Annotated in this window: 26 protein-coding genes; 14 read left to right on the plus strand and 12 right to left on the minus strand. The window is 73.4% G+C overall.

Annotated features, from left to right (window positions below):
• Nucleotides 1–6 precede the first annotated feature (6 nt).
• The 8 genes from A6F73_RS34450 to A6F73_RS34485 all read left to right on the plus strand — a co-directional run bounded on the left by A6F73_RS34450 (nucleotide 7) and on the right by A6F73_RS34485 (nucleotide 6,792).
• A complete protein-coding gene (locus A6F73_RS34450; protein WP_063352281.1) occupies nucleotides 7–681 on the plus strand; it encodes an N-(5'-phosphoribosyl)anthranilate isomerase in 675 nt (224 codons plus the stop codon).
• Nucleotides 682–1,461, plus strand: a complete 780-nt coding sequence (locus tag A6F73_RS34455) for an indole-3-glycerol phosphate synthase (protein ID WP_107453147.1) — start codon at nucleotides 682–684, stop codon at nucleotides 1,459–1,461.
• Between the two features lie 4 nt (nucleotides 1,462–1,465).
• The gene (locus tag A6F73_RS34460; RefSeq protein ID WP_063352282.1) at nucleotides 1,466–1,681 is read left to right on the plus strand and encodes an MbtH family NRPS accessory protein; all 216 of its coding nucleotides are present in this window, start codon (nucleotides 1,466–1,468) and stop codon (nucleotides 1,679–1,681) included.
• Entirely contained in the window at nucleotides 1,678–2,856 is a 1,179-nt protein-coding gene (locus A6F73_RS34465) for a Glu/Leu/Phe/Val dehydrogenase dimerization domain-containing protein (protein ID WP_244293809.1), read from the plus strand. The genes A6F73_RS34460 and A6F73_RS34465 overlap by 4 nt, the downstream gene beginning before the upstream one ends.
• Nucleotides 2,857–2,963: 107 nt before the next feature.
• Nucleotides 2,964–3,431: a TIGR03618 family F420-dependent PPOX class oxidoreductase gene (locus tag A6F73_RS34470; protein ID WP_063352283.1), complete on the plus strand. Its 468-nt coding sequence runs from the start codon at nucleotides 2,964–2,966 to the stop codon at nucleotides 3,429–3,431.
• Between the two features lie 191 nt (nucleotides 3,432–3,622).
• Nucleotides 3,623–4,471, plus strand: a complete 849-nt coding sequence (locus tag A6F73_RS34475; RefSeq protein ID WP_063352284.1) for a class I SAM-dependent methyltransferase — start codon at nucleotides 3,623–3,625, stop codon at nucleotides 4,469–4,471.
• Between the two features lie 355 nt (nucleotides 4,472–4,826).
• A complete protein-coding gene (locus A6F73_RS34480; RefSeq protein ID WP_063352285.1) occupies nucleotides 4,827–6,152 on the plus strand; it encodes a PD40 domain-containing protein in 1,326 nt (441 codons plus the stop codon).
• Nucleotides 6,153–6,261: 109 nt separating this feature from the next.
• On the plus strand, nucleotides 6,262–6,792 hold the full coding sequence (locus tag A6F73_RS34485) for a GNAT family protein (protein ID WP_063352286.1): 531 nt from the start codon (nucleotides 6,262–6,264) through the stop codon (nucleotides 6,790–6,792).
• Nucleotides 6,793–6,811: 19 nt separating this feature from the next.
• Here the strand turns inward: A6F73_RS34485 and A6F73_RS34490 are convergent, their stop codons facing one another.
• Entirely contained in the window at nucleotides 6,812–7,981 is a 1,170-nt protein-coding gene (locus A6F73_RS34490) for a hypothetical protein (protein ID WP_063352761.1), read from the minus strand.
• A gap of 147 nt (nucleotides 7,982–8,128) precedes the next feature.
• On the opposite strand from A6F73_RS34490, the gene A6F73_RS34495 reads away from it, so the two are divergent.
• The 3 genes from A6F73_RS34495 to A6F73_RS34505 all read left to right on the plus strand — a co-directional run bounded on the left by A6F73_RS34495 (nucleotide 8,129) and on the right by A6F73_RS34505 (nucleotide 10,308).
• The gene (locus A6F73_RS34495) at nucleotides 8,129–8,461 is read left to right on the plus strand and encodes a PadR family transcriptional regulator (RefSeq protein ID WP_079136622.1); all 333 of its coding nucleotides are present in this window, start codon (nucleotides 8,129–8,131) and stop codon (nucleotides 8,459–8,461) included.
• Nucleotides 8,458–9,423, plus strand: coding sequence for a hypothetical protein (locus tag A6F73_RS34500; RefSeq protein ID WP_063352288.1), 966 nt, complete (start codon nucleotides 8,458–8,460; stop codon nucleotides 9,421–9,423). Before A6F73_RS34495 ends, A6F73_RS34500 begins: the two co-directional genes overlap by 4 nt.
• A gap of 402 nt (nucleotides 9,424–9,825) precedes the next feature.
• Nucleotides 9,826–10,308, plus strand: coding sequence for an Imm21 family immunity protein (locus tag A6F73_RS34505; protein ID WP_063352289.1), 483 nt, complete (start codon nucleotides 9,826–9,828; stop codon nucleotides 10,306–10,308).
• Between the two features lie 85 nt (nucleotides 10,309–10,393).
• On the opposite strand, the gene A6F73_RS34510 is transcribed toward A6F73_RS34505, so the two are convergent.
• From A6F73_RS34510 to A6F73_RS34530, 5 genes are all read right to left on the minus strand, one after another.
• Nucleotides 10,394–11,299: an NAD(P)-dependent oxidoreductase gene (locus A6F73_RS34510; RefSeq protein WP_063352290.1), complete on the minus strand. Its 906-nt coding sequence runs from the start codon at nucleotides 11,297–11,299 to the stop codon at nucleotides 10,394–10,396.
• Nucleotides 11,299–12,471, minus strand: coding sequence for a cytochrome P450 (locus A6F73_RS44245; RefSeq protein WP_159398693.1), 1,173 nt, complete (start codon nucleotides 12,469–12,471; stop codon nucleotides 11,299–11,301). The genes A6F73_RS34510 and A6F73_RS44245 overlap by 1 nt, the downstream gene beginning before the upstream one ends.
• Complete coding sequence (locus tag A6F73_RS34520; RefSeq protein WP_063352291.1) at nucleotides 12,468–13,940, minus strand: class I adenylate-forming enzyme family protein; 1,473 nt, start codon at nucleotides 13,938–13,940, stop codon at nucleotides 12,468–12,470. Before A6F73_RS34520 ends, A6F73_RS44245 begins: the two co-directional genes overlap by 4 nt.
• A gap of 109 nt (nucleotides 13,941–14,049) precedes the next feature.
• The gene (locus A6F73_RS34525; RefSeq protein ID WP_244293810.1) at nucleotides 14,050–14,793 is read right to left on the minus strand and encodes a glycosyltransferase family 2 protein; all 744 of its coding nucleotides are present in this window, start codon (nucleotides 14,791–14,793) and stop codon (nucleotides 14,050–14,052) included.
• Nucleotides 14,790–15,803 carry a 3-oxoacyl-[acyl-carrier-protein] synthase III C-terminal domain-containing protein gene (locus tag A6F73_RS34530; RefSeq protein WP_063352292.1) on the minus strand — a complete coding sequence of 338 codons (1,014 nt, stop codon included), beginning with the start codon at nucleotides 15,801–15,803 and terminating at the stop codon, nucleotides 14,790–14,792. Before A6F73_RS34530 ends, A6F73_RS34525 begins: the two co-directional genes overlap by 4 nt.
• A 274-nt stretch (nucleotides 15,804–16,077) precedes the next feature.
• On the opposite strand from A6F73_RS34530, the gene A6F73_RS34535 reads away from it, so the two are divergent.
• Complete coding sequence (locus A6F73_RS34535) at nucleotides 16,078–16,290, plus strand: cold-shock protein (protein WP_063352293.1); 213 nt, start codon at nucleotides 16,078–16,080, stop codon at nucleotides 16,288–16,290.
• A gap of 192 nt (nucleotides 16,291–16,482) precedes the next feature.
• Here A6F73_RS34535 and A6F73_RS34540 read toward each other — a convergent pair whose 3' ends face one another.
• Nucleotides 16,483–16,905, minus strand: a complete 423-nt coding sequence (locus tag A6F73_RS34540) for a hypothetical protein (RefSeq protein ID WP_063352294.1) — start codon at nucleotides 16,903–16,905, stop codon at nucleotides 16,483–16,485.
• 103 nt (nucleotides 16,906–17,008) lie between these two features.
• The gene (locus tag A6F73_RS34545; protein WP_079136513.1) at nucleotides 17,009–18,043 is read right to left on the minus strand and encodes an Lrp/AsnC family transcriptional regulator; all 1,035 of its coding nucleotides are present in this window, start codon (nucleotides 18,041–18,043) and stop codon (nucleotides 17,009–17,011) included.
• A 214-nt stretch (nucleotides 18,044–18,257) separates the two neighbouring features.
• On the opposite strand from A6F73_RS34545, the gene A6F73_RS34550 reads away from it, so the two are divergent.
• Together A6F73_RS34550 and A6F73_RS34555 are read left to right on the plus strand one after the other, a co-directional pair.
• On the plus strand, nucleotides 18,258–19,697 hold the full coding sequence (locus A6F73_RS34550) for a UbiD family decarboxylase (protein WP_063352296.1): 1,440 nt from the start codon (nucleotides 18,258–18,260) through the stop codon (nucleotides 19,695–19,697).
• Nucleotides 19,698–19,785: 88 nt separating this feature from the next.
• Complete coding sequence (locus tag A6F73_RS34555) at nucleotides 19,786–20,406, plus strand: UbiX family flavin prenyltransferase (protein ID WP_063352297.1); 621 nt, start codon at nucleotides 19,786–19,788, stop codon at nucleotides 20,404–20,406.
• Between the two features lie 86 nt (nucleotides 20,407–20,492).
• On the opposite strand, the gene A6F73_RS34560 is transcribed toward A6F73_RS34555, so the two are convergent.
• From A6F73_RS34560 to cas6e, 4 genes are all read right to left on the minus strand, one after another.
• Nucleotides 20,493–20,882: a RidA family protein gene (locus tag A6F73_RS34560; RefSeq protein ID WP_063352764.1), complete on the minus strand. Its 390-nt coding sequence runs from the start codon at nucleotides 20,880–20,882 to the stop codon at nucleotides 20,493–20,495.
• 297 nt (nucleotides 20,883–21,179) lie between these two features.
• Nucleotides 21,180–21,458, minus strand: a complete 279-nt coding sequence (gene cas2e, locus A6F73_RS34565; protein ID WP_063352298.1) for a type I-E CRISPR-associated endoribonuclease Cas2e — start codon at nucleotides 21,456–21,458, stop codon at nucleotides 21,180–21,182.
• Nucleotides 21,455–22,477, minus strand: a complete 1,023-nt coding sequence (gene cas1e / locus A6F73_RS34570) for a type I-E CRISPR-associated endonuclease Cas1e (protein ID WP_063352299.1) — start codon at nucleotides 22,475–22,477, stop codon at nucleotides 21,455–21,457. The genes cas2e and cas1e overlap by 4 nt, the downstream gene beginning before the upstream one ends.
• 3 nt (nucleotides 22,478–22,480) lie before the next feature.
• The gene (gene cas6e, locus A6F73_RS34575; protein WP_063352300.1) at nucleotides 22,481–23,257 is read right to left on the minus strand and encodes a type I-E CRISPR-associated protein Cas6/Cse3/CasE; all 777 of its coding nucleotides are present in this window, start codon (nucleotides 23,255–23,257) and stop codon (nucleotides 22,481–22,483) included.
• Nucleotides 23,258–23,259 lie beyond the last annotated feature (2 nt).

Genomic DNA, 23,259 nt, shown 5'->3' on the forward strand with positions numbered 1-23,259 from the left:
CACCTAATGCTGGTCAAGATCTGCGGAGCCACCTCGGCCGAGGACGTGGCATCGCTCGACAGTGCCGGAGCCGACTTCGTCGGCCTGTGGCACGGCGTCCCAGGAGGCCGTGCAGACCTGACGCTCAGTCAACTGACGTCCCTCGCCGACGCCGTGCACCGAACGGAGCGGATGCACCCGGTCCTCGTGACCTTCCTCAAGGACGCCGATACGCTGCGCGCGGCGACGGCCGCGGCCCGGGTCCAGTGGGTGCAACTGCACGGCTACCAGCCGCCGGGACTGGTCCGCGCCCTGAAGGGCACCACGGACCTCACCGTGGTCAAGGTGCTGCACCTCGGCGCGGACACCCGCGCGGAGCGGTCCCTGATCGCGGCGTACGAGCGGGCCGGAACGGACCTCTTCCTGCTGGACGCGGTGGCCGGGGACGGCAGGATCGGCAGCACCGGGCAACCGGCGGACTGCGGGGCCGTCATCGAGTTCGCGGACCGCCTCTCGCGGCCCTTCCTGCTGGCCGGCGGCATCTCGGCCGACAACCGGGAGGACTACCGGGCCGTGCTGGACCACCCCCTGTTCCTGGGCATCGACGTGGACACGGCGGCCAGGGACGTCGACGGGCGGCTGAGCACCGACCGGGTCACGGCCGTACGGCGCGGCTGGCACGATCCGAAAGCGAGGGTCTAGATGACGGCCGCGTTCATCGAGGCACTCCTGGACGCCCGCCGACCGGTGATCATGGAGCTCAAGCGGCAGGACGCCGCCGGACACGACCTGTTCGGCGACAGGTCGGCCGCCCGGCTGGTCGCCGACTACCAGGACGTCGGCGCGCCCTGCCTGTCCGTGGTGACCGGGCAGTGGTTCGGCGGCACCCCGGACCTGCTGCGCGAGGTCGTGGAAGCGACGGACCTGCCCGTGCTGCAGAAGGACTTCATCACCCGCCGGAGCCAACTGCACCAGGCCCGCGAGAGCGGCGCGTCCGCGGTCCTGCTCACCGCCGCGCTGCTGCCGCGCGCCACCCTGGGCCATCTGGTCGAGCTCGGCCTGAGCCTGGGGCTGACGCCGTTCGTCGAGGTCACCACCGAGGAGGAGATCAGCCGCGTGCCCCGCGCCGAGGAGTGCGTGGTCGCGGTGAACAACAAGGACATCGCCACCCGCGAACGCGGCGCGGGCGACCTCGGGCGCAGCTCGTCACTCCTGCCCACGGTGCTGCGCAGCGGCACCCGGTGCCCGGTGAGCGCCGGGGCGATCCGCAGCCCCGACGAGGCCGCCCGCCTGCTCAGTGAGGGCTTCGCCGGCGTGCTCATCGGAACGGGCCTCCTACGCGCCGCCAGCCTGCCGGCATGGCTGGACGGCCTCGACGCCCACCTCGACGCCCGTCTCGACATCGGCCTCGGCACCAACCGCGAACCGGCCCCACCCGTCCGCCGCCCGGCGGGCCCCCCAACCACCGACATCTGGAGGTAACGGCATGACCAGCGAAGCATCCGAGCAGTGGAAGGTCGTCGTCAACGACGAGGAGCAGTACTCGCTCTGGTCCGCCGACCGCGAGTCGCCGGCGGGCTGGCGCGAGGTCGGCGTCCGGGGCGCGAAGGACGAGTGCCTCGCGCACATCGAACACGTGTGGACCGACATGCGCCCCCGCAGCCTGCGCCTGCGGTCCGTCCCGGAGGACGGTGCGCAGTGAACCGGACGCTCGCACCGCACGGCGCGCGCCCGGTGGCCGAGCCCCTGCTCACCACCACCCTGAACCTCCCGGAATGCCAGGCCCGGGGCTGGGTCGTCGTCGACTCCATGGTCGACGGCCTGGCCCTGGGCGGCACCAGGATGACCCCGACGGTGACCGAGCAGGAGCTGGCCGGGCTCGCCAGGGCGATGACCCACAAGCTGGCACTGGTCGGCCTGCCCATCGGTGGCGCCAAGGCCGGCATCGCACCCGATCCGGGCGCCACCGTCGAACGGCGGGCGGTGATGCGGGGGTTCGGCCGCGCCGCGGCCCCGCTGCTGAACGGCGGGGTGTACCTGGGGTGCGACCAGGGCACCACCTACGCCGACCGGCAGGTCGCCTTCGAGGCCGCCGGGTACGACGTCACCCGCCGCCCCGGCACCACCCGTCTCACCGTCGACTGGGCCGAACTGTGGGACCACATGGCCGACATCACCGGGTTCGGCGTGGCCGTCGCGGTGCTCGGCGCCCTACGGGCCTCCGGTGCGCGGACCCCGCAGCGCATCGCGATCCAGGGCTTCGGCACCGTCGGGCGCGCGGTGGCCGGCCACCTGGCCGCCCACGGCCACTCGGTGGTGGCCGTGGCCGACGTCCGGGGCACCATCGAGGACCAGCGCGGACTGCCCGTCGCCGAACTCGCCACGCTCACCAGCAGCGACGGCACGATCGACCGGAACCGGCTGCCCGCCCGGGTCACCGTCCACGGGCCCGGCCAGGCGTGGCTGCACGTCGACGCCGACGTGCTGGTGCTGGCGGCGTCCGCCTCCGCGGTCGACGAGCAGGCGGTGCCGGCGGTCCGGGCCAGCCTGGTGATCGAGGGCGGAAACCTCAGCTGCACCCCACCCGCCCGCCGACTGCTGCGCGCGGCCGGCCACACCGTCCTGCCGGACGTGGTCGTCAACGTCGGCGGAGCGGCGGCGACCGGGTGCGTGCTCGCCGGGCTGGCCCCGTCCGACCTGCCGCTCCCGCAGCTGTCCGCGTGGCTGCGCGAGTGGGTCTCCAGCAGGATCGCCCGGAACTGCGAGCTGGTGCAGGAGCTGAGCACCTCGGGCAGCGCCGATCCGGTCGCCCAGCTCCTCGGCTCGCGCGGAGCCCCGGCCGGCGCCTCCGAACCGGAGGTGCCGGCCGAGCGGTGACCCGGCGGGAGGACGCGCCCTCGTGGCTTCACTCGAACGTCGCTCCACTCGAACGTGGCTTCACTCGAAGCGGACCGCGCCCCCTTCGTGGTTGCTAGCCTCCCGGGATGACCGCGACATTCGACGAAGCCGTCCGCGCCCGGCTGCGGGCACCCAACATCTGGTACGTCGGCACCGTGTTCGCCGACGGAGCACCGCAGGTCAGCCCGATGTGGGTGGATCTGGAGGGCGAGGGGGAACTGACGTTCAACACCTCGGTGGGGCGGGTGAAGGAGGAGAACCTCCGTCGCGACCCGCGCGTCTACCTCTCGCACGCGGACGCCACCGATCCCTTCGACCGCGTGCAGATCAGTGGCGTGGTGGCCCGCTTCGTCGAGGGCGAGGAGGCACGCGACCGGATGGACCGGCTGGCCCGCAAGTACCTGGGCGTCGAGCGCTACGAGTGGACCATGCCGGGTGAGCAGCGGGTCGCGGTGATCGTGCGCGCGCTCAAGGTGCGGCACATCGTCGGGGTGGAGCGCTTCCGTCCCGGCGGGCCCGTCCCTGCCCCTGCCCCTGCCCCTGCCCCTGAGTAGTGCTCCTGCCCTCGCCGCCCTTCGCCTCATCAGCGCCTCATCAGCGACCGAAGCGACCGAAGCGACCGAAGCGACCGAAGCGACTCAAGGTTGGCGGTCAGTGCGCGCATGCGCGGCCGGCCGCGCATGAACCCGGCTCCACTCATCAGGCCTCATCAGGCCCCTCGGGATCGATCATCTAGGCTGGCGCGGTGACTGATGAGCAGGAGCGGGTGCAGCCGTCGGGAGTTTGGGCCACGGCGGTGGGGGTGGCCAGGGTGCGGGCGCTGGAGACCGAGCGGGTGGACGCGTTGTTCCGCGACCCACTGGCCCAGGCCTTCGCCACCGCCGGCGGCCTGTGGCCCTCCTCGCCACCCCCCGCTGACGAGGCCGCGCGCCGCCGCCGGCTGGCCGTGTCGTACTCCATCGTCATCAGGACGAAGTTCCTCGACGACCTGTTGCAGCAGGCCTGCGCGTCCGGGGTCCGGCAGGTCGTGCTGCTCGGCGCCGGCATGGACAGCCGCGCCTTCCGGATGGACTGGCCCGAGGGCACCCGGCTGTTCGAGGTCGACACCGCCGCGCCACTGGACTTCAAGGCTTCGGTGCTGCGCCAGGAGCGGGCCGTCGCACGCTGCGAGCGGATCACCGTCGCGGCGGATCTGCGGGAGGACTGGCCGGCCGCGCTGGCCGCCGCAGGGCACGATCCGGCCGTGCCGACCGTGTGGATCGCCGAAGGACTGCTGATCTATCTGCCCGAGGACGCGGTGGAGCTGCTGCTGGCCCGGATCAGCGCGCAGTCGGCGGCAGGCAGCCGGATGGGGCTGACCTTGGGCTCGCGCGGCGTGATCGAGCGCTTCGGCGCGGACTCCGTACCGGGCTCGGCGGCGTCCATGTGGGTCTCGGAGATGCCCGACGACCCGGTGGACTGGCTGGCCGGGCACGGCTGGGAGGCCGACAGCCACACCCTGCGCGAGCGCGCCGCCGCCTACGGCCGCCCGATCAGCACCCCGCCGCAGCGCGAGGAGCAGCCCGGCGGACTGGTCTCGGCGGTCCGCCGGTAGAGCGCCTCCCGGTTCCCCGGATCATCGACGCCAAGCAGGCCTGATCCGCCCAACAGCCGCCCGAACGCTGCCACTTCACGTATGTGCGGGCCCGTGGCCGCCGCGTCCAGCGCGTTCCGGCAAAGGGTTCGTCAACGGTCATTCCTGCGCTACCGAATCCCGCAGGTGGCATGCCCACCGGGTCCGGCCGGACCGGCATTCGCCGTGGTCGGGAGGTGGAGGGGAGTTGGCGAAATCGTGTCCATGACCGGTCCGGCCCCGTTGACCGCCGGTACGGCCGGGCGGTTGGCTCGCCCGGAGTCGGCCGACGGGGGCGGGAGGCGGCACGGCCCGAGGCAAGGGGAGGACGGTTCAGGTGGAACGGACGAACGCGAGGACCCGCGGCCGGTGGGCGGTACGGGCCGGCAGCGTGCTGGCGGCCGCACTCCTGGCCGCCACCACGGCCCAGGTCCAGGCCCAGGCCGCGCCGCTCCCGGAGGGCACCGTCACGGTGAACGTCGCCCCCGACGGCACCCCGGCCGACGACTGGTCGGAGCCGCTCGGCCTGAGCGCCGACGGCCGCTACGCCCTCTTCACCTCGCTGGCCGCCAACCTGGTGCCCGGCGACACCAACCGCCTGTACGACGTGTTCGTCCGCGACCTGTGGACCGGGCGCACCGAGCGGGTGAGCCTGGCCGACGACGGCAGCCAGCTCGACGGCTCGACCAACCAGGCGGCGATCAGCGCCGACGGCCGGTACGTGGCCTTCAGCACGAACGCCACCGACGTCATCCCGGGGCGGCACGGCGACGGCCGGTTCGACGTCTACGTCCGCGACCGCTGGACCGGCCGCACCGAACCGCTCACCGCGGGCACCGGCGCCGGCAACTCGCTCGACCCGGCGATCAGCGCCGACGGCCGGTACGTCGCGTACACCTCGGACCGCGCCGACCTCGCCCCCGGCACCCGGCCCGGCGTCCAGAACATCCACCTGACCGACCGCCGCACCGGCACCACCCGCCTGGTCAGCACCGGCCGCGACGGCACCGCCGCCGACGGCGGCTCGGTCGAGCCCTCGCTCAGCGCGGACGGCCAGACCGTCGCCTTCCGCTCCAAGGCGACCAACCTGCTGCCGACCGCGCCCACGACGGCCACAACAGCCACGACGGCCACGACCGCCACCAAGCCCCCACCCGCACGGCAGCTCTTCCCGCTCTACACCTACGACGCGCGCACCGGCCGGATCCAGGGCGCCAGCATCGACGCCACCGGCACCCTGCGCGACGCCGCCAAGGCCGGACGCCTCAGCCCCGACGGCCGCTTCGCCCTCTTCCGCGTCTTCGAGCGCGAGCAGGACACCGTCCAAGTCCGCCTCTACGCCCGCGACCTGCGGACGGGCACGGTGACCACGGTCTCCGCCGTCGACTCCCAGCCCGCCGTCATGACCGCCGACGACCGCTGGGTCTACTTCGCCTCCGACTCCGCCGCTCTCGTCCCCGGCGACACCAACGGCGTCGCGGACGTCTTCCGCCGCGACCTGTGGACCGGCCGGATCGAACGCGTCAGCACGGCGGCCGACGGCAGCCAACGGCCCGGCGCCTCCACCGCCCCCAGCGTGGACGCCCTCGGCACGACGGTCCTGTTCAGCACCCTGAACGGAACCGGCGCGGAGCTCCTGGCCCGCCGCCTGCCGCCACTCTGACTTCGGTCGAACTCCCCTCTCCGGCACTCCCGATGACGGCGACGGTGCAACGCGCCGGAGAGGGTCTAATTCGGTTGAGCGGCCGATACGATCCTGGTAGCAATGTGACATGATACAAGGACTCAAGGTCGCCCTCCGCGCACGCCACGAGAGCGACGTCGCCGTTCTGCAGACCGAACTGTACGACGACGTCGCCACCCGCTCCCGGGCCGACACCCGCCCCTGGCGGCCCATCTCCCCGGGCTCGGCAGACTCCCCCTACGCGCCGGCCCCGCCCTCGGAGGACGCGGCCTGCTTCTCCGTACTGGAGCTGGCCTCAGGGGAGTTGGCCGGGGAGGCCGTGCTCTGGGGCATCGACGCCCACAACCGCACAGCCCACCTCGGAATCGCCCTACGCCCCGGCCTGCGCGGCCGGGGCCTGGGCACCGATGTGGTCAGGGTGCTCTGCCAGTACGGCTTTGCGATACGCGGCTTGCACCGGCTGCAACTGGAGACCCTCGCCGACAACACTCCGATGATCGCGGCCGCCCGCAGGGCCGGCTTCACCCTGGAGGGAACCCTCCGCCGATCCGCCTGGGTGTGCGGCGAGTTCGCGGACGAGGCCGTCCTCGGGCTCCTCGCCGACGAGTGGAGGCCATGAGGCTCGCCGCAGCACCGCCCTACCAGTCGCGGACGGATTCGCAGCCCTCGATCAAGGCCTCGCCGGCCCAGGCCAGATCGGTTCCCGACTCGGCTCCCGACTCGGCTGCAGCCTCGGTGATGATGGCGCCGAGCGCGTCGTAGAGCTCTTCGCGCTCAACGGTCTCGATGAATCCGGCGCGCGCGTCGAGCTCGTTGAAGGCTTCGCCGAACTGCTCCCCGAGCTCGACGAGCCTCGGCGTCAGGACCTCCGCCGGCTCCCCGGACGCCAGCGCAGCCAGCACCGCGCGCCGCGTCGCCCTGTACTGCGCCAGCGCCTTCTTGTAGACCGCGGCGCTGATCTGCTCGCGACCGTCCCAGTTCCGGAGCGGATTGTTGAGGTTCTCGGCGAGCCACTGGGGCTTCCGAGGCTTGGCGACCCTGAGGTAGACGCCCTGGCGCTCCTCGGGCCGCCAGAGCCTCCTCATCGCCGTCGCATACTCCGCGGGGACACTGACCAGTTCCAACTCCTCCAGCGCCGGAACACGCCCCGGCAGGAGGCAGTCCGCCTCGACCATCCCGAAGACGTCGGAGAGCCTGAGGTGCTTCAGCGAAGTCAACTCGTTGAGGCTCGATGCCGATGACAAGGTCACCGGCCCGCTGAGCGTCAGGCCGGTCAGCGCGGGATACCGCTCGACGAGCCGCGCACAGTCCAGCGATTCCACAGCCCGAACGTTCAGCCGACGCGTCTCCTCGTCAGGATCTGCGGGCCCCGCGGGAGAGTCGTTCAACTCAGCGCCGGTGATGCTCTTCGCCCACGGGTCACGCCACTGCGACTCGTCGCCCTGCCGTCGGCGCCGCGCCAGGGCCAGATCGAGCCCCATGCCCCACCCGAACGCGTAGCTGCTCGGCGGCTGGCCGTGCAGCAGCGGCAGCGTCCCGATGACCTTGCAGCTCCGAGGGAGCACCCACTCGTAGTGGCAATGCGACAGACCGAGAGAACCCCAGAGCGGCACGACGCCGCCGAGCTCCGCCACGGACACCGGCTCCGGACCGGACCAGTCGAGGTGCAGGACGCCCGCGCGCTGGTGGTCCGGGTCCAGATTGGTGATCTGTGCCGCTGTCCACTCGCCGAGGTACTCGGAGAACGCCGCGACGACATCGCCCGGGACGATGGGCCTGGGAGGTGCTGATTCCTTGACAGTAGCCATGCCCCGCACACTATTCGGCACCACCCACAACGACGGCCACCCCGACGGAAGCGTGTGCTCCTGCCGAGTCCGGGATCGTTTCGCAGGGGCCTTGCCAGACACTACGGTCACCGTACTATGGTGTCGAACGTGAAGAACAAACGCTCCATGCAGGAGCCGACCTTCCTGCTCCTCACCGCTCTGGCCGACCGGCCCCGGCACGGCTACGCGCTCGGGGACGAGGTCGCCGCGATCTCCGAAGGCCGGGTACGGCTCGGCGCCGGCAGCCTGTACGGCACCCTCGACCGGCTCCTGGCCGAGGGGCTGATCCGCGTCGAACGCGAGGAGACGGTGGACGGGCGCCCCCGGCGCGTGTTCGCCCTCACCCCGGACGGTGAACAGTCGCTCAGGAACGAGGCCGAACGCCTGCGCTCCGCACTGCGCGAGGCCGACCGGCGCCTGACGCAGACCTGGACCCGTCCCGCAGGAGGCACGGCATGACCTCGAAGCACCCCTTGAACACGCGCCTGCTGCAACGGGCCCTCCGGCTGTACCCGGCCTCCTACGGCGCCGGTGCACTCGCGGAGGTCGCCGACCTCGCCCAGCACCGGATCGCCGGCTCCGGCCCCGCGACGGGACTGCGCGAGGTGGCCGACGTCGCCGGGCACGGGGCCCGGCTCCGACTGGGCATGGTCTCCCACCAGCCGCCGGGCCGGGCGTTCGCCACCGCGGCGCCGCTCGCCGCGATGCTGGCCGGAACGTACGCGGCGACCTACCTGTGGCGGAACCTGCGGCTCGCCATCAGCCCCGAGTCCCCTGGCTTCCCCGCCGGAGCCCCGGCGGGAGGCGCGATCCTGGCGGCGACGTCGCTGCTCGTCCCCGCTGTGCTGACGGCGTGCGCGGTCCTGGCCGGCCGCTGGTCGGCCGCACGGGCCCTGGCCCTGGTGTCGCTGGTACTGGCACCGCTGTTCTACGCCATGTGCCGCCTCGGGCTGCTCGACCTGGACTTCCGCACCGCGGCCGAACTCGGCCTCGGCCCCCGGGGGTTCGGGCTGATCGCGCTCAACACCCTCGTCCTCCTGGTCGCCCCGCCGGACCGGACCCGCAGGACCGGTGCCGGGCTCTGGCTGGTCGCCGCCATGGTCACGGCCCTGGGCATCGGCGCCACGATCACCGGCGAGTCCGCCGAGCGGCTCCTCACCTCCGGCTTCGGCACCTGGGCCCCGCTCGCCACCGGCGCCGCCCTGGCCTTCACCGCCCGGACGGCCGGGAACGCGGCCCTGGCCGCGACCGTCCTGGCGGCACCGCCCGTACTCACCCCCGTACTCCTCGGCGGCCACGCGTCGGTCGCGGCAATGGTGCCCCAGCTCCTCATCCCGTCCGCCTTCGGCTACCTGACGGCCCGAAGCGCGATCCTCCTCATCGCCCGCCTCCCCCGACGGGGCCGCCTCTCCCGCCCCTGACCGGCTCCGCGCCCCTCTCCCCCGGGGTGAGCCCAGCCGGCCGGAACTCGGCGAAGGCCAGCGAGCCGAGGTGCTGCAACGATGCCGGTAGGTCCGGACATCGGCCTGTCGGAACAGCCGTTGTGATGTCGAGGCGCTCGCCCTGGAACTGACGGCCTACCGAGGTACCACCACCCGACTCCACCCGCGACCGGGGCGACCGGACGTGGCGACGAGTTCCGTGGGCGGCCACTGCGTGACCGACCACCGGCACCACCCGGGTCGAACCGAGCGTCGCCCGCGTGGTCAGTTCCTCGACGCTGGTCACCGTGCACCTCCGACCACAACGGGCGCGAGGCCGCGATGTCAGCCCGGGCGCATACGCTGTCGCGACGGAACGGGGATCGTGGCACTGGAGGCGGCATGTCCTTGACCTGGCTGGAGACGGAGGGCGGCCCGTTCATCGTGGTCCCACGCGATGCCCTGTCGCACTGGTCGGGAACGGAGGGCGACTACGACCGGGCCTGCGAAGTGGTGGAACTCGTCGGTGTCCTCGACCTTCCGGAGGGAGCCGAGGCGCTCGTCCTCGGGGACGAACCGATGTCCACCGCCTACCTCCCCGAACACCGAGTCCTCGTCCGCTGGTGCTATGCGGAGAGCGAGGAAGGTGTCGCCGACCTCGTTCTGGCCGGGCTTCCCACCGCCGAGTGGGAGAAGGGACCCGTGCTGAGGACCACGGGCGAGCTCGTCATGTTCGACGCCGCCTACTTCGGCACCGAGGTCGGGACACTCGCGGACAGCACCGTTCTCGATCTCGGCGCCGGCCGCCACCGGGTGGACTCGGCGAGCATCGAGCCCGACCACCTCACGTGCTTTCGCATCCACCGATTCGTCGAGCTGGCCTGACCAGTCGCTGGCGCGGAGAAGGTCTGCGAGGTACGGCTCGGCGAGTCGGATGGGCACGGCCGCAGCGCCCGGGCCCGGCCGGGGGTCAGGGGTGGTAGTCGGTGAGGGTGTGGGTGGGGGTCCAGCCCTGGGTGCGGGCCCGGGTGAGGTCGAGGACGACGCTGCGGGTGAGGAGGTCGACGGTGTAGGGGGTGAGGCCGGGGATGCGGGTGGTGCGGGCGGCGAGGCGGGCGAGGGGTGCGGGGAGGTGGGCGATGCGGGCGGGGAGGCGGTGGGCGGTGAGGACGTGGCGCAGCGCGTCGTCGCGGCGGTAGGGGGTGGCGTCGGCGATGTTGTAGGCGCCGGGCGGCCAGGGCGGGGTGCCGGTGAGGCCGAGGGCGGACAGGCAGGCGTCGGTGAGGTTGGCGACGGCGGTGAGGCTGAGCGGGATGTCGCGGCCGGGCAGCGGGAGCAGGCCGTACCGGGCACGGGCGAGCAGTTGGGGGACGAGGTGGGGGTCGCCGGGGCCGTAGACGGCGCGGGGGCGCAGGACGACGGCGCCGGCCGTGAGGGCGAGGCGTTCGGCGGCGGCTTTGGTGCGGCCGTAGGCGTTGAGGTGGCCGGCGGCGGTGGGGTGGTCCTCGGTGACGGCGGGGGCGATACGGGAGGTGCGGGCGGCGGCGCGCGGGTCGTAGACGCTGGCGCTGCTGACGTGGACGAGGGGGCGGCCGGCGGCCGCGCGCAGGACGCGTTCGGTGCCGGTGACGTTGACGGCGTGCTGGTGGGCTTCGGCGGGATCGCCCGGGGGCAGGTCGGCGACGGCGGCGGCGCAGTGGACGACGAGGTCGGCGCCGGTGAAGTCGGGGTCGCCCTCGGTGGCGTCCCAGGGGCGGTGGTGGCCGACCGGGCCGGGGCGGCGGCCGTGGCAGGAGACTTCGAGGCCCAGGGCGGCGGCGGTGCGGACGAGGTGGGCGCCGCAGAAGCCGGTGGCGCCGGTGATGGCGAGGTGCATCAGGATCTTCCCCGTCGGACGGTGAGTTCGGCGTAGCCGGGCAGGGCGCTGCGGCGGTCGACCCGGGCGCGGGTGACGACCGGGTGGTGGGGGGCGAGCGCCAGGAGGAGGTCGGCGAGCAGGGCGCGGGCCAGACCGGCTCCGGGGCAGGCGTGCGGGCCGGCGCCGAAGACGGCCTGGGTGGCGGCTGGATCGTCGGCCGGGCCGCGGCGGTGGGCCCGGGCGGCGTGCCGGGCGACCAGGACCAGCCGGTCGCCGGCCCGTACGGGGTGCCCGGCGAGGGTGGTGTCGGCGGCGGCGACCCGGGGCAGCAGCGGGGACGGGGCGGTCAGGCGCAGGAGTTCGGCGGCGAGGCGGAGTGCGGTCGTCTCGCTCACGGTCGGCCAGAGCCCGGCGTCGGCGCACCAGGCGACGGCCCGGGGCAGTGCGGCGACGGTGGTGTTCACGGCGGCGACGGCCACCATGGCGTCGCGTGCGTCGCGTGCGTCGGGCGCGTCGGGCGCGTCGGGCAGCAGGGCGGCGAGCCGGGCGGCGGCGTCGACCGTGGCGGCGGCCGCGTCCGGGCCGCGGCGGCGGGGGCCGGGGAGGTGGTCGCGAGCGGCGTGGGCGGCGACTTCGGCCGCGGCGTGGGCGAGGCGGTGCGGGCAGGACTGCGCGCCGGTCAGGGCGGCGGCCGTGACACCGGCCAACTCACGCGCCAGTGCGACGAGTTCGATCTCGCCCGCGGCCAGGTCCGGGATCCGCTTCGCGAGCACGGCCTGCCAGTGCGGGCGGATCCGTTGCTGTGCGGCGGTGTCGAGGCCGCCGGCCAGGGCGCGGCGGGCGTTGCGGTGTTCGGCGCCGTCCTGGTCGAACAGCAGTCCGCCGTCGGTGAGTTCGGCCGCCGCGCCGCCGGTGGTGCCGGGTGCGGTGCGGTCCAGCGGGACCTTGGTGAGCGCTTCGCGGTAGGCCTCGGTGCCGTGCACCAGCACGGTGCGGCCGAGCCGGACCACCGGGCGGCGGCGGGTGGCGGCGAGCAGGGCGAAGAGCAAGGGGTGGCTGCGCAGGTAGACCCGGCGGTCCCGGCGGCGGGCCCGGCGGGCGGCGGCGGGTGAGGTCGTCGGTGCGGGCGGCGGCGGGGGTGTCCGTGCGCTCACCGGTGCGGGCGTCGGTGCGGTCATGGGGTCGGTCACCGGGCCAGCTCCCGTGCGCAGTACGCGGCGGCCGCCGCCCGGTCGGGCTTGCGGGAGCGGCCCGCGAGCGGGACCTCGCCGAACAGGACGGCGTCCGGCCGGGCCGCTGCCATCCGGTCGAGCGGCCCGCGCAGGGCCTCGCGCAGGCGTCGCGGGTCGGTGCCCGGCGCCGGCTGGACGAGGGCGACCAGCCGCTCGTCGCCGTCCCCGGCCGGAACGCCCACCAGGACGGCGAGTTCGACGCCCGGCAGGTGCAGCGCCGGTTCGTACAGGCCGGGGTAGATGTTCTCGGCGCGGCGCAGCACCATGTCCTTGAGGCGGCCGGCGAGGACGATCCGTCCGTCGGGGGTGAGGGCGGCACGGTCGCCGGTGCGCACCCAGGGGTCGGGGTCCTCGCCGAGGTAGCGGTGGCGGGCGCCCGGGCCGGTGAGTAGCAGTTCACCGCCGGTGGCGATCCGGGCGCGGACGCCGGGCAGGGGGGCTCCGACCAGGTCGCCGTCCCCGTCGTGGGCGCTCTTGTCCGCCTCCTCGACGGCGGCGGCCGGGAACAGTTCGGTGAGCGCGTAGACGCTCCAGGCCTGGTGGGCGCCGGACTGTTTGACCCGGCGCAGCAGGGCGGCGTCGGCGGGGGCGGAGCCCGTCCACACCCGGCCGGTGAAGCGGGCACCGGCGGCGAGGGCGGCGCGCAGTTGCGGTGGGGTGAGGTAGGTGTGGGCGGGGTCGAGCCGGGCGAGTTGGCGGCCGAGCGCGGCGGGGCGGCGGGCGGGCAGCACGACGGCGGCGCCCGCGGCGAGGGCCGGGACGAGGACGAAGAACGTCCCGCCGAGGACGACCGTCCCGGGACGCGGGTCGACCAGGTCGGCGACGGTGCGCAGCCCGGCGGCCAGCCCGTCCCGGGTGTGGACGACGGCGCGCGGGCGGGCGGTGGTGCCCGAGGTGAAGACGATCACCGCGTCCGTTTCCGGGCCGCCGTCAGGCCGGGCGGGCGGGGTCGCGCCGGCAGGGCGCAGGTGCGGCGCGCAGCCGGGCAGGCGGCGGCCCAGGGTGGCGACCGGGCCGAGTGCGGTGAGGCGGGGCAGGGCGAGGTCGGCGCGGCGGGCGAGCGGCCCGGCCCAGCCGGCCACCGCCTGGGCGGCGGCGTCGGCGAGGACGAGATCAGGGCGGGCCAGGGTGAGCCGGGCGGCGAGCACGTCGGGCCCGGCGGTCGGGTCGAGGACGGCGATGCGCAGGCCCAGCCGGTGCGCGGCGAGCATGACGGCCAGTGCGCGCGGTCCGGGCCGGACGGCGACGCCGACGGTGTCGCCGGGGCCGAGGCCGTGGGCGTGCAGCGCGGCGGCGTAGCCGTCGGCCAGGTCGGCGAGTTCGCCGCGGCGGATCACCGGGCGGACGGTGCCCAGGCGGGTGTGGCGCAGGACGGCGGGCCGGTCGGGGTGGTCGGTGCGCAGGGCGTGGGTGAGCCGGTCGAGCATGGCGGGGTCCTTCGGCGGGCTGCGGAGCGGAACGGAGCGGGTCCGGTCGGGAAAGGGTCGGCAAGGAGCGAGGCGCGCGCGGCGCCGGGCGCACGGGGCGCGCGCGCTGTCAGCGCACGTCGACGGCGCGCGGCCCCGCGCCGCGCTCCAGGTACCAGCGCGCGGTGCCCACCACGCCGTACGCGCGGATGCGCCGGGTGGAGTTCTGCACCACCATGTCGCGGCGGCGCACCACCGCCGTGGTGTGCCGGCGGACCCTGTTGAGGAACGCCCGGTCGGTGGGTGAGGGCCGCCGGGGCATGCCGCCGACGGCGAGGTAGAGCTCGGCGGTGATCGCCATGTTGTTGCCCGCGTGCATCCGGTACGGGGTCAGGTAGCCGTGTCGGCGGCGGTGGGCGGGCCGGATCCGGCCGAAGAAGGCGCCGAGCGCGACCAGCACCAGGAACACCGCGCGCCCGACCGGGCCGTGCTCGTCGTGGCGGGCGGTGACCCGGCCGCAGACCAGCCCACCGGAGGCGACCAGCCCTGCCCGGGCCGCGGCCGTCCAACCGGGTTCGGGCAGGCAGTCGGCGTCGGTGCGGGCGAGCAGGGTGGCGCCGTGGGCGACGGCGTGCCGGAAGGCGGTGTCCACTGCGGAGCCGACGCCCTTCTCCGGCTCGACCACCACCTCGACCGGGAACGGCGCGTGGGCGGCGAAGGCGCGCGCCAGGGCGACGGTGCCGTCGGTGGAGCCGTTGTCGGCGACGAGCAGGGTGAAGTCGCGGTCGCGCTGGGCGGCGAGGGCGCGCAGCACGCCCTCGATCCGGGCCTCCTCCTGGTAGGCGGGGACCACCACCCACAGGTCGGTCCTCACGATGCCTCCCAGACCATGGTCATGAGGCTGACGCCGCCGCCGAGCCCGATCAGCAGCACCTTGTCGCCGGGCGCCAACGTGTCGCGTATTCGGTCGAGTTGCACGCCCAGCGTGGCACTGGCGACGTTGCCGAGTTCCGGCACGGTCAGGACCAGCTTCCCGGCCGGCACCCCGGTCAGCTCGACGAAGCGTTCCAGGTAGGGGATCGTCACCTGGTGCACCAGCACCCGGGCGTAGTCGTCCCAGCCGAGGCCGGTGCGGGCGGCGAGCCGGGCCAGGGCCGCGGGGCCGATCTCCTCGAAGATGCCGCGCAGTTCCTTGCCGCCGCCCCGGAAGTAGCTGTACTCGTCGCCGCGCGGGTGGCGGGAGCCGCCGCCGGGGATGCCACCGGCCGGCCAGTGCTCGGAGGCCGTCTCCGTCCCGACGTCGAGGATGCCGCCCCGCTCCACGGCCTCGACGACGACGGCCGCCCCGGCGTCGCCGAAGGTGTAGCCGGCGAAGCCGTCCCGGAACTCCGCCGGGGAGGACGGCGTGCGGAGCATGGCCCGACTGGGCGTCTCGCCGGTGACGACCAGGGCACGCCGGGCCCGGCCGGCCAGGATCATCGCGCGGGCCAGGTCGATCCCGTTGAGGAAGCTGTTGCAGGCGTTGCTGACATCCAACGCATGCGCACGGGTGCCGAGTTCGGCCTGCACGATGTGGGCGGTGGCGGGCTCGCACACGTCCCGGGTCGCGGAGGCGAACAGCAGCAGGTCCACGTCCTGCGGGCGCAGCCCCCGGGCGGCGAGGGCGCGTCGGGCGGCGCCGACCGCGAGGGTGGAGGCGTACTCGCCGTCGGCGGCGAAGTGCCGGGTGCGGATGCCGGTCGCCTTCTCGAACATCCGCTCCGGCAGGGCGAGTCGGCCACCGGCGGTGACCTCGTCCTGGAGCTGCTGGGAGGTGAGCCGCCGGGCCGGCAGGTGGGAGCCGACGGCGGTGATGCCGATCCTCGGTGTTGCTGCTGGGTGCATGCCCCCATGCTCCGGCGGCACGGCCGGGCCGGCCTGAGTACGGGTACTCAGGCCGGCCCGCCGGGCTACCCGATCATGTCTGTGCAGATGGACGAGGGACGGCTGCCGGGACTCCGGCACCTGCAGCACCTGCGGTGCCGTCACCGGTCCGGGTGGCTCCTCGCCGCACGGACCGACCAACTTCGCGTTACAGCCCCGCCGAGAGCCCGAGCCCTGTCATGATCGGCACGTTGCGTCTCGTAGATCCTCGATCCTCGGAAAACCAGGAGTGGCTGTGGCAGAGCGGCAGAACGGCACGGTGAAGTGGTTCAACGACGAGAAGGGCTACGGCTTCATCACCCCGGAGTCCGGAGCGGACCTGTTCGTTCACTTCCGGGCGATCCAGGGAAGCGGCTTCAAGTCCCTGGTTGAGGGCCAGAAGGTGACCTTCGTAGCGGTCCAGGGCCAGAAGGGGCTCCAGGCCGACGAGGTCCAGGTGGCGGAGTAGGAGCAGTTCCTCCCCTTCCTCCCCTTCCTCCCCTTCCTCCCCTTCCTCCCCTTCCTCCCCTTCCTCCCCTTCCTCCCTCGAACCCCGGGCCCCGGTCCGAACGGGAGATGCGGGAGATGCGGGAGATCAAGTCCTGGGCGGCCTCTGTTCGATCGGGGCCGCCCAGGCCGTTCTGGACGGCTCGCCGGGCGGTCAGCCGCCCAACGTCTCGACGGTCACCGCGACTGAGCGGTCCTGGAGGGCGGCGGCGGTGAACTCCACTTCGACGAGCGTACCCGCCAGACTAGCCGTCTTCAGCTCAACGGCCATCGCCCGTGCCTGCGCCAGTGCCAGCCCGTGGGCCTCGCGCAGGGCTCGCAGCACCGGGACGAGGCTCAGCTCGGGCTGTACGAGGTGAAGGCGCGCCAGTCCGTGCTTCGCCAGTAGCGCCTGGCGGATCTCCTCGGGTGTCGGCCCGCCGTCGCCCTCCTCGCACCAGGCCGCAGAGCAGGTCCGGCAGGAGGCCTCGGTACCCCAGCACAGCCGTCCGCGGTCCAGGAACTGGCCGACATCGCGGACCAGCGCACCGCCGCAGTCCGCGCATTGTGTCGTGATCTTCGCACCCTGAGTGATCATCAGACTCCCCGCCGTCGCTCGTCGTTGCGCGGATCGTCCCGCATCTACGCGTGCCCGTCGACCATCGACTATCGCCCATCGACCGTCGTTCCTCGGCGAGGCCTCAGCCGCGCCGGGTGCCGCCTGGCCGGTTGCGGTGGCGGCCGACGGTGCCGACGCGTTTGAGGGTCCGGACGATCGGGGCGGTCTCGACCGTGTCGACGCCCGGGAGGGCGCCGAGACGGTCGGTCAGGTAGTCATACAGGTACTCGTCGTCGGGGCAGAGGACGGCGGCGAGGAGGTTGGTCCGCCCCGTGGTGGCTGCGGCGTAGGCGACTTCGGGGTGTTCGGCCAGGGCTGCGCCGACGGCGGCGAGGTGCGAGGGCCGCACCGACATCCAGATCGCGGTGGTGGTCGGGCTGCCCAATAGCCGCTCGTCGACGTCCACGACGAAGAAGAGCGCTCCGGCCGCGCGCAGGTGGGCGATCCGGCGGCGCACCGTCGACTCGTGGCAGCGGCCCTCGGCGGCCAGCGCCGCGTACGTCGTACGGCCGTCGCGGGCCAGGGCGGCGAGCAGCGTGTGGTCGAGGTCGGTGAGCTCCAACGGCGACGGCGACGACGACAGCCGCCCATCGGGGGGCGGGAACGTTGGGGGTGGGACGGCAGGAGGCGGGAACGCGGGGGCGAGCGCGTCCCGCTGGTCCTGGTCCAGCTCGCAGGTCAGGGCGCCCCAGGTGGTCGGGCCGCCCTTGAACAGCCGCAGCACGCGCTGCGCGGTGATCGAGGTGACCCCCGGGAGCCGATCGAGCAGGTGCACCGGCGCGTCCTGGGCGCGGTCCCGGTGCGCCACCAGATGGCAGATGATCTCGGTGGCGCCGGAGGCGACCTGGACCCACCGCGTGTCCTCCCGCGCGGCCAGGGCCCGGGCCAGGCCGAGCGACGCGCCGGGGGCGGACTGCAACCGCAGCGCCCACACGGTCTGCCCGACCGGCCGGGGGTTGAGCCTGCCGATGACGCGCAGCCCGGCGCTCTCGCACAGCGCGGCGTAGCGGCGGGCGACGACCTGCTCGGAGACGCCCAGCACCGAGGCGATCCGACGCAGGGGGGCGCGCCCGTCGATCTGGAGGGCGTGGATCAGCCGGAGATTGAGGGATTCCACGGATCCAGACCCTACCCGGGGCGGTATCCGGCACGTACGCCCGGACTCGTTGCGCCCGCTCGCGGCCGATCCGGATCATCGGTGCGCAGGCCGACGCGGCACCTGTCCGCGCGGAACTGCGATCCCCGTGGCGGCCGCGCCGCGGCTCGGCCGCCACCCGCGAGGAAGAGGAGGAGGGGAGACCCGGGCACACCACCCGGCTCCCCGACGGCAGATGAGCGCATTCCGTGATCTTCGGCATTACATCGACCACCTGACCGAGGTCCTCGGGAAGGACGAAGTCCTCCAGATCGACGGCGCCGACCGGGACCTGGACATCGGAGGCATCACCGAACTGCTGGCGGAGCGGGAAGGCCCCGCCCTGATGTTCGACAACATTCCGGGATTCCCCACGGGGTACCGGGTGTTCACCAACTTCATGGGGACGCCCGCCCGCACCGCGGTGGCGCTCGGGCTGCCGCACGACACCGCCGAGCTCGACATCGTGCGGGCCTGGAAGGACCTCAGCAAGCGGATCGAGCCCGTTCCCCCCGTGGAGGTCGCCACCGGCCCGGTCCTGGAGAACGTCCTGGTCGGCGAGGACGTGGACCTCGGGATCTTCCCCACCCCGCGCTGGCACGACAGGGACGGCGGCCGCTACATCGGCACCGCCTGCATGGTGATCACCCGTGACCCCGACAGCGGCTGGGTCAACGTCGGCACCTACCGGGCCTGCGTCCAGGGCCGCGACCGGTTGTCGCTGTGGATGCTCGGCAACCGGCACGCCAAGGCGATCGCCGAGAAGTACTGGGCGCGCGGCCGGACCTGCCCGATCGCCGTGGTGGTCGGCCAGGACCCGATCCTGTCGACCGCCGCCGCGATCGCCGCACCGTCTGGGATGTCGGAGTACGACCTGGCGGGCGGGCTGCGCGGGGAGGGCGTCGAGGTCCTGTACGCGCCGGGCAGCGAGCTTCCGATCCCGGCGCACGCCGAGATCGTGATCGAGGGCGAACTGCCGCCGGTCGAGGAGGAGTCCGTCCTGGAGGGCCCCTTCGGGGAGTGGACCGGCTACTACACGCACTCGGGCCAGGAGACCGTCGTCCGGGTCACCCGGATCCTGCACCGCGACGACCCGATCATCCTGGGCGCACCGCCGATGCTGCCGACCATCCCGGCCGGCGACCAGGCCGTTCCGCTCTACTCGGCGTCGCTGACCTGGGACCACCTGGAAGCGTCCGGCGTGCAGAACGTCAAGGGCGTGTGGGCCTACGCCCGGCAGCTCCTGATGGTCGTCTCCATCGAGCAGACCGGCGCGGGGGACGCCATGCACGCGCTGCTGGCGGCGGCCGGGCGCAAGCGCACGGGCGGCATGGAACGGTACTTCGTCGTGGTCGACGAGGACATCGACATCACCGACATCAACCACGTGCTGTGGGCGATGTTCACCCGCGTCCACCCGACCGAGTCCATCCAGGTCCTGCGCGCGCCGACCACCGCCATCGACCCGCGGCTCGCACCCGACAAGCTCGCCGCCGGCGACCTGTCGATGGGCATCGTGCTCATCGACGCGTGCAAGCCATTCGCGTGGAAGGACCGGTACCCGGCGGCCAACCGCGTCGACCAGGCCACCCGCGAGCGGCTGCGCGAACGCTGGGCGGGCGTCCTGGCGCTGTAGCCCGCCGGAGAGGGGAGGGGACGGTGCGCCCCTCCCTCACCCTCACCCTCCGGGCCTTCCCCCCTTCCCCCTATGCCAGGAGCACATTGTGCCCGCCACACCCCCCACCACCCGCCTCGTCATCGGAGTCACCGGCGCCACCGGCGCCCCGATCGCCGCCCGCCTGCTACAGGTCCTGCGCGAGGCACCCCAGGTGGAGACCCACCTCGTCCTGAGCACCTGGGCCCGCTCCACCATCGAGGTGGAGACGCCCTACAGCGCCCGGCACTTCGCCGAACTCGCCGACGTGACACACAAGTTCGGCGACCTCGGCGCCACCATCTCCTCCGGCTCCTACCCGGTCGCGGGGATGGCCATCGTCCCGTGCAGCATGAAGACGCTCGCGGCCGTCCGGCACGGCATGGCCGACAACCTCATCACCCGCGCCGCCGACGTCACCCTCAAGGAACGGCGCCCACTGGTCCTCGTGCCCCGGGAGACGCCCCTCAACGAGATCCACCTGGAGAACATGCTCGCGCTCTCCCGGATGGGCGTACGCATCGTCCCCCCGATGCCGGCCTTCTACGACACCCCGAACGGCATCAGCGACCTCGTCGACCACATCGTCATGCGCATCCTCGACCAATTCGACCTCCCCGCAGGCACCGCCGACATCGCAGAACGCTGGCAGGGCCTGGCCGACACCCGCCACCACCACCCCGCCTCCTAGCGCCGCGCGGCACACCCGCCCGCTACGAAAAACCACAGCGCTGGTCGCAGCCACCCACGTGTGGCCGCGACCAGCGCTTTCCGGAATCAGTCGAGGATGGCGTCGATCTCCACTTCAACGAGCCATTCGGGATCGATGAAGCGTGAGACCTCAACGACGGTGCAGACCGGACGGACCGACGCGAACCGCTCCCCGTGCGCTCGCGCGGCCTCCTTCCAACGCGTCACATCGGTGAGCATGAGACGGGTCCGCACAACGTCCCCCAACGATGCCCCCGCCTCCTTCAGCGCGGCCTCCGCGATGTCCAGACACCTGACGGTCTGGGCGTACACATCGCCCTTCCCCACGGTCGTCCCACCGTCCCCGATGGGAGCAGTCCCCGCGACTGCAACGTGTGACCCCTTGCGGACTGCCCGGGAAAAGCCGATCTGGGGTTCGAGGAGCGAGCCGGAACTGACTATCTGCCGATGATCCATCGCACCATGCTCCCAGAGCACCGCACATCTGAAAACAGGCCCTCCACCGGGCACTTCGCCCCTGAAGCAGCCCGTCCCCGCGTATGCGGGGCTGATGCCATGCAGCCCTCCTAGGTCAGAGCGAATTCAGAGCAATCCCCGCGCGTGCGGGGCCTACGGGGTGGCCGGCGCGGTGCGCAACGCCCACGCGGAGCAATCCCCGCGCGTGCGGGGCCTACGGCCTGGCCGTCGCCGACGACAGCCAGGAAGGGGAGCAATCCCCGCGCGTGCAGGGCCTACGCTTCGTAACCTGCGGGTTTATCGGCGGGAGCGGGCTGAGAGGATCAGGCCGTCGAAGTCGACGGGCTTCCAGCGGTCCTTGCCGGCGGTACGGACGGTCCAGCCCTGTTCGTTGGTGGCGGGTTCGACGAGGACGGCTTGGCCGTCGCCGATGCGGGTGGCGAGGAGGTCCCAGAGGCGGTCGCGGACGCGGCGGCTGGGGGTGCCGACGAAGACGCCGGCGTTGACTTCGACCATCCAGCGGGTGAGGTGGCCGCGCAGGCCTTCGGGGGCGGCGATGAGGATGATGACGGTCATGGGCTGTCCGTGTCCTGGGTGAACTCCGGGCCGATGATGGCCAGGTGTTCGTCTCCCATTCCCGGGTCGGAGACTGGGGGCGTCGGCGTGCCTTCCGTCCCGGACCAGTTGACGCCGCCCTGGACCGTGCCGACGCGTTCGTCCCAGAGTTCGTTGACCTCGACGTCCGGCATCTCGGTGCCGTCCGGGCTGAGGAGGGCCTTGACGTCGTGGACGATGCGGCCGAGCAGTTTGTCCTCGGCGATGCGGTCGCGCAGGCCGAGCCGGGCGTCGCGTTCCTCGGTGTGGCCCTGCTTCGCGAGGTCGAAGGCGAGGGGGATGGTGTATTCGGCCTTGTAGAGGTCCGCGATGTCGAGGACGAACGAGGTCGCCAGGCCGGTGTGGACGAAGCCGAGGCCGGGGCTGGCGCCCAGGCCGGTGATGACCGCGTGGCAGATCCCGTAGAGCGCGGCGTTGGCGGCCGACAGGAGGCGGTTGAGGTCGTCGCCGGCGGCGTGGGCGTCGCCCGCCTTGTAGACCCGGCCGTTCCAGGGAACACCCGTTCGGCGGGACTCGGCCTGGTAGAGCTTGCGGATACGGGCGCCCTCGCGGCCGCGCAGCTGCTGCATGGTGGCGGCGCTGACGTCCTCGCCGGGGAAGCGCATGCGGTACATGGTCCGGGCGACGGCGAGGCGTTCCTTGGTGCGGCTGACCAGCCAGGCCTGCCGGTTGAGGAGGGCCGCGCCACGGCTGGGGCCGAGTCCTGCGGCGTACATCCGCACGCCCTGCTCGCCGACCCAGCACACGGTGGTGCCGGAGTCGGCGAGCAGGTTGACGGCGCCGTGGGTGATGCGGGTGCCCGGGCCGAGGAGCATCACGGCGACCATGGCGGCCGGGACGCGGACGGTCTCGCGCTTGTTGATGACGACGACGGCGTTCTCGTCGCGGTCGATGTGGCTGCGCTCGACGTAGACGCTGGAGACGCGGTCGGCGAGGCGGTGCAGGTCGTGGGGGTGGGCTTTCCACCAGATGTCGGCCATCGGTCAGTGGTGTCCGGTCGGCAGCGGGGCGAGGGTGAGCAGGCCGCAACCGTAGGCCTTGGAGGGGCCGATGCCGCCGAGGAGGGCGGCTTGGAGGAGCCCTGGGTCGGTGATGCGCAGCCGGCCTTCGAAGGTGGCGGTGGTGAGGGTGACCGGGCTGTGGGTGCCGGGCTTGGTGAAGGTGCTGCGGCTGCGGTCGGTGATCCGGGCCTCCCGGGCGGGCTGCTGTGCCTCTGCGGGGGTGTCCGAGGCCGGCGGTTCGAGGCCCGGCGCCGCGCTGTCGGTGCGCGCTTCGGGGATGGTGAAGCCCCAGCGCTGGGTGCGTTCGAGGAACCAGGTGAGCTGCTGGGCGGCGGTGCGGTGGGCCATGCGGTAGGAGCGGTGGTGGAGTTCGGCGGCGGTCTTGGTGCGGTGCGGGCTCGCCTTGGCGGGCTTGGAGGTGTTCTGGACGGGGCTGGCCTTGAGGCGGAAGGCGAATTCGCGGCCGACGGCGAGCTGGGCGAGCAGCGGGCTGTAGTCGCGGACCGCGTAGTGCTCGCCTTCGGCGTCGGGCCAGCCCGCCTGTTCGACGATGTGGGTCCAGTCGGGTTTGGAGGGGGTGAGGACCAGCAGCGTGGGGCGGCGCGGGTGGTCGGCGTCGAGGCGCCAGAGGATCCGGTCGCCGGCGGCGGGGTCGGGGATGCCTGCGGTGACGGCGCCGTGTAGGGCGCGGGGGTTGGCGAGCAGGGTGCGGCTGGCGGCGCGCAGGGGGTTGATGCGGACGCGGGAGAGGTAGGTCATCT

Source organism: Streptomyces sp. MJM8645, from assembly GCF_001625365.1.
Taxonomy (GTDB): domain Bacteria; phylum Actinomycetota; class Actinomycetes; order Streptomycetales; family Streptomycetaceae; genus Kitasatospora.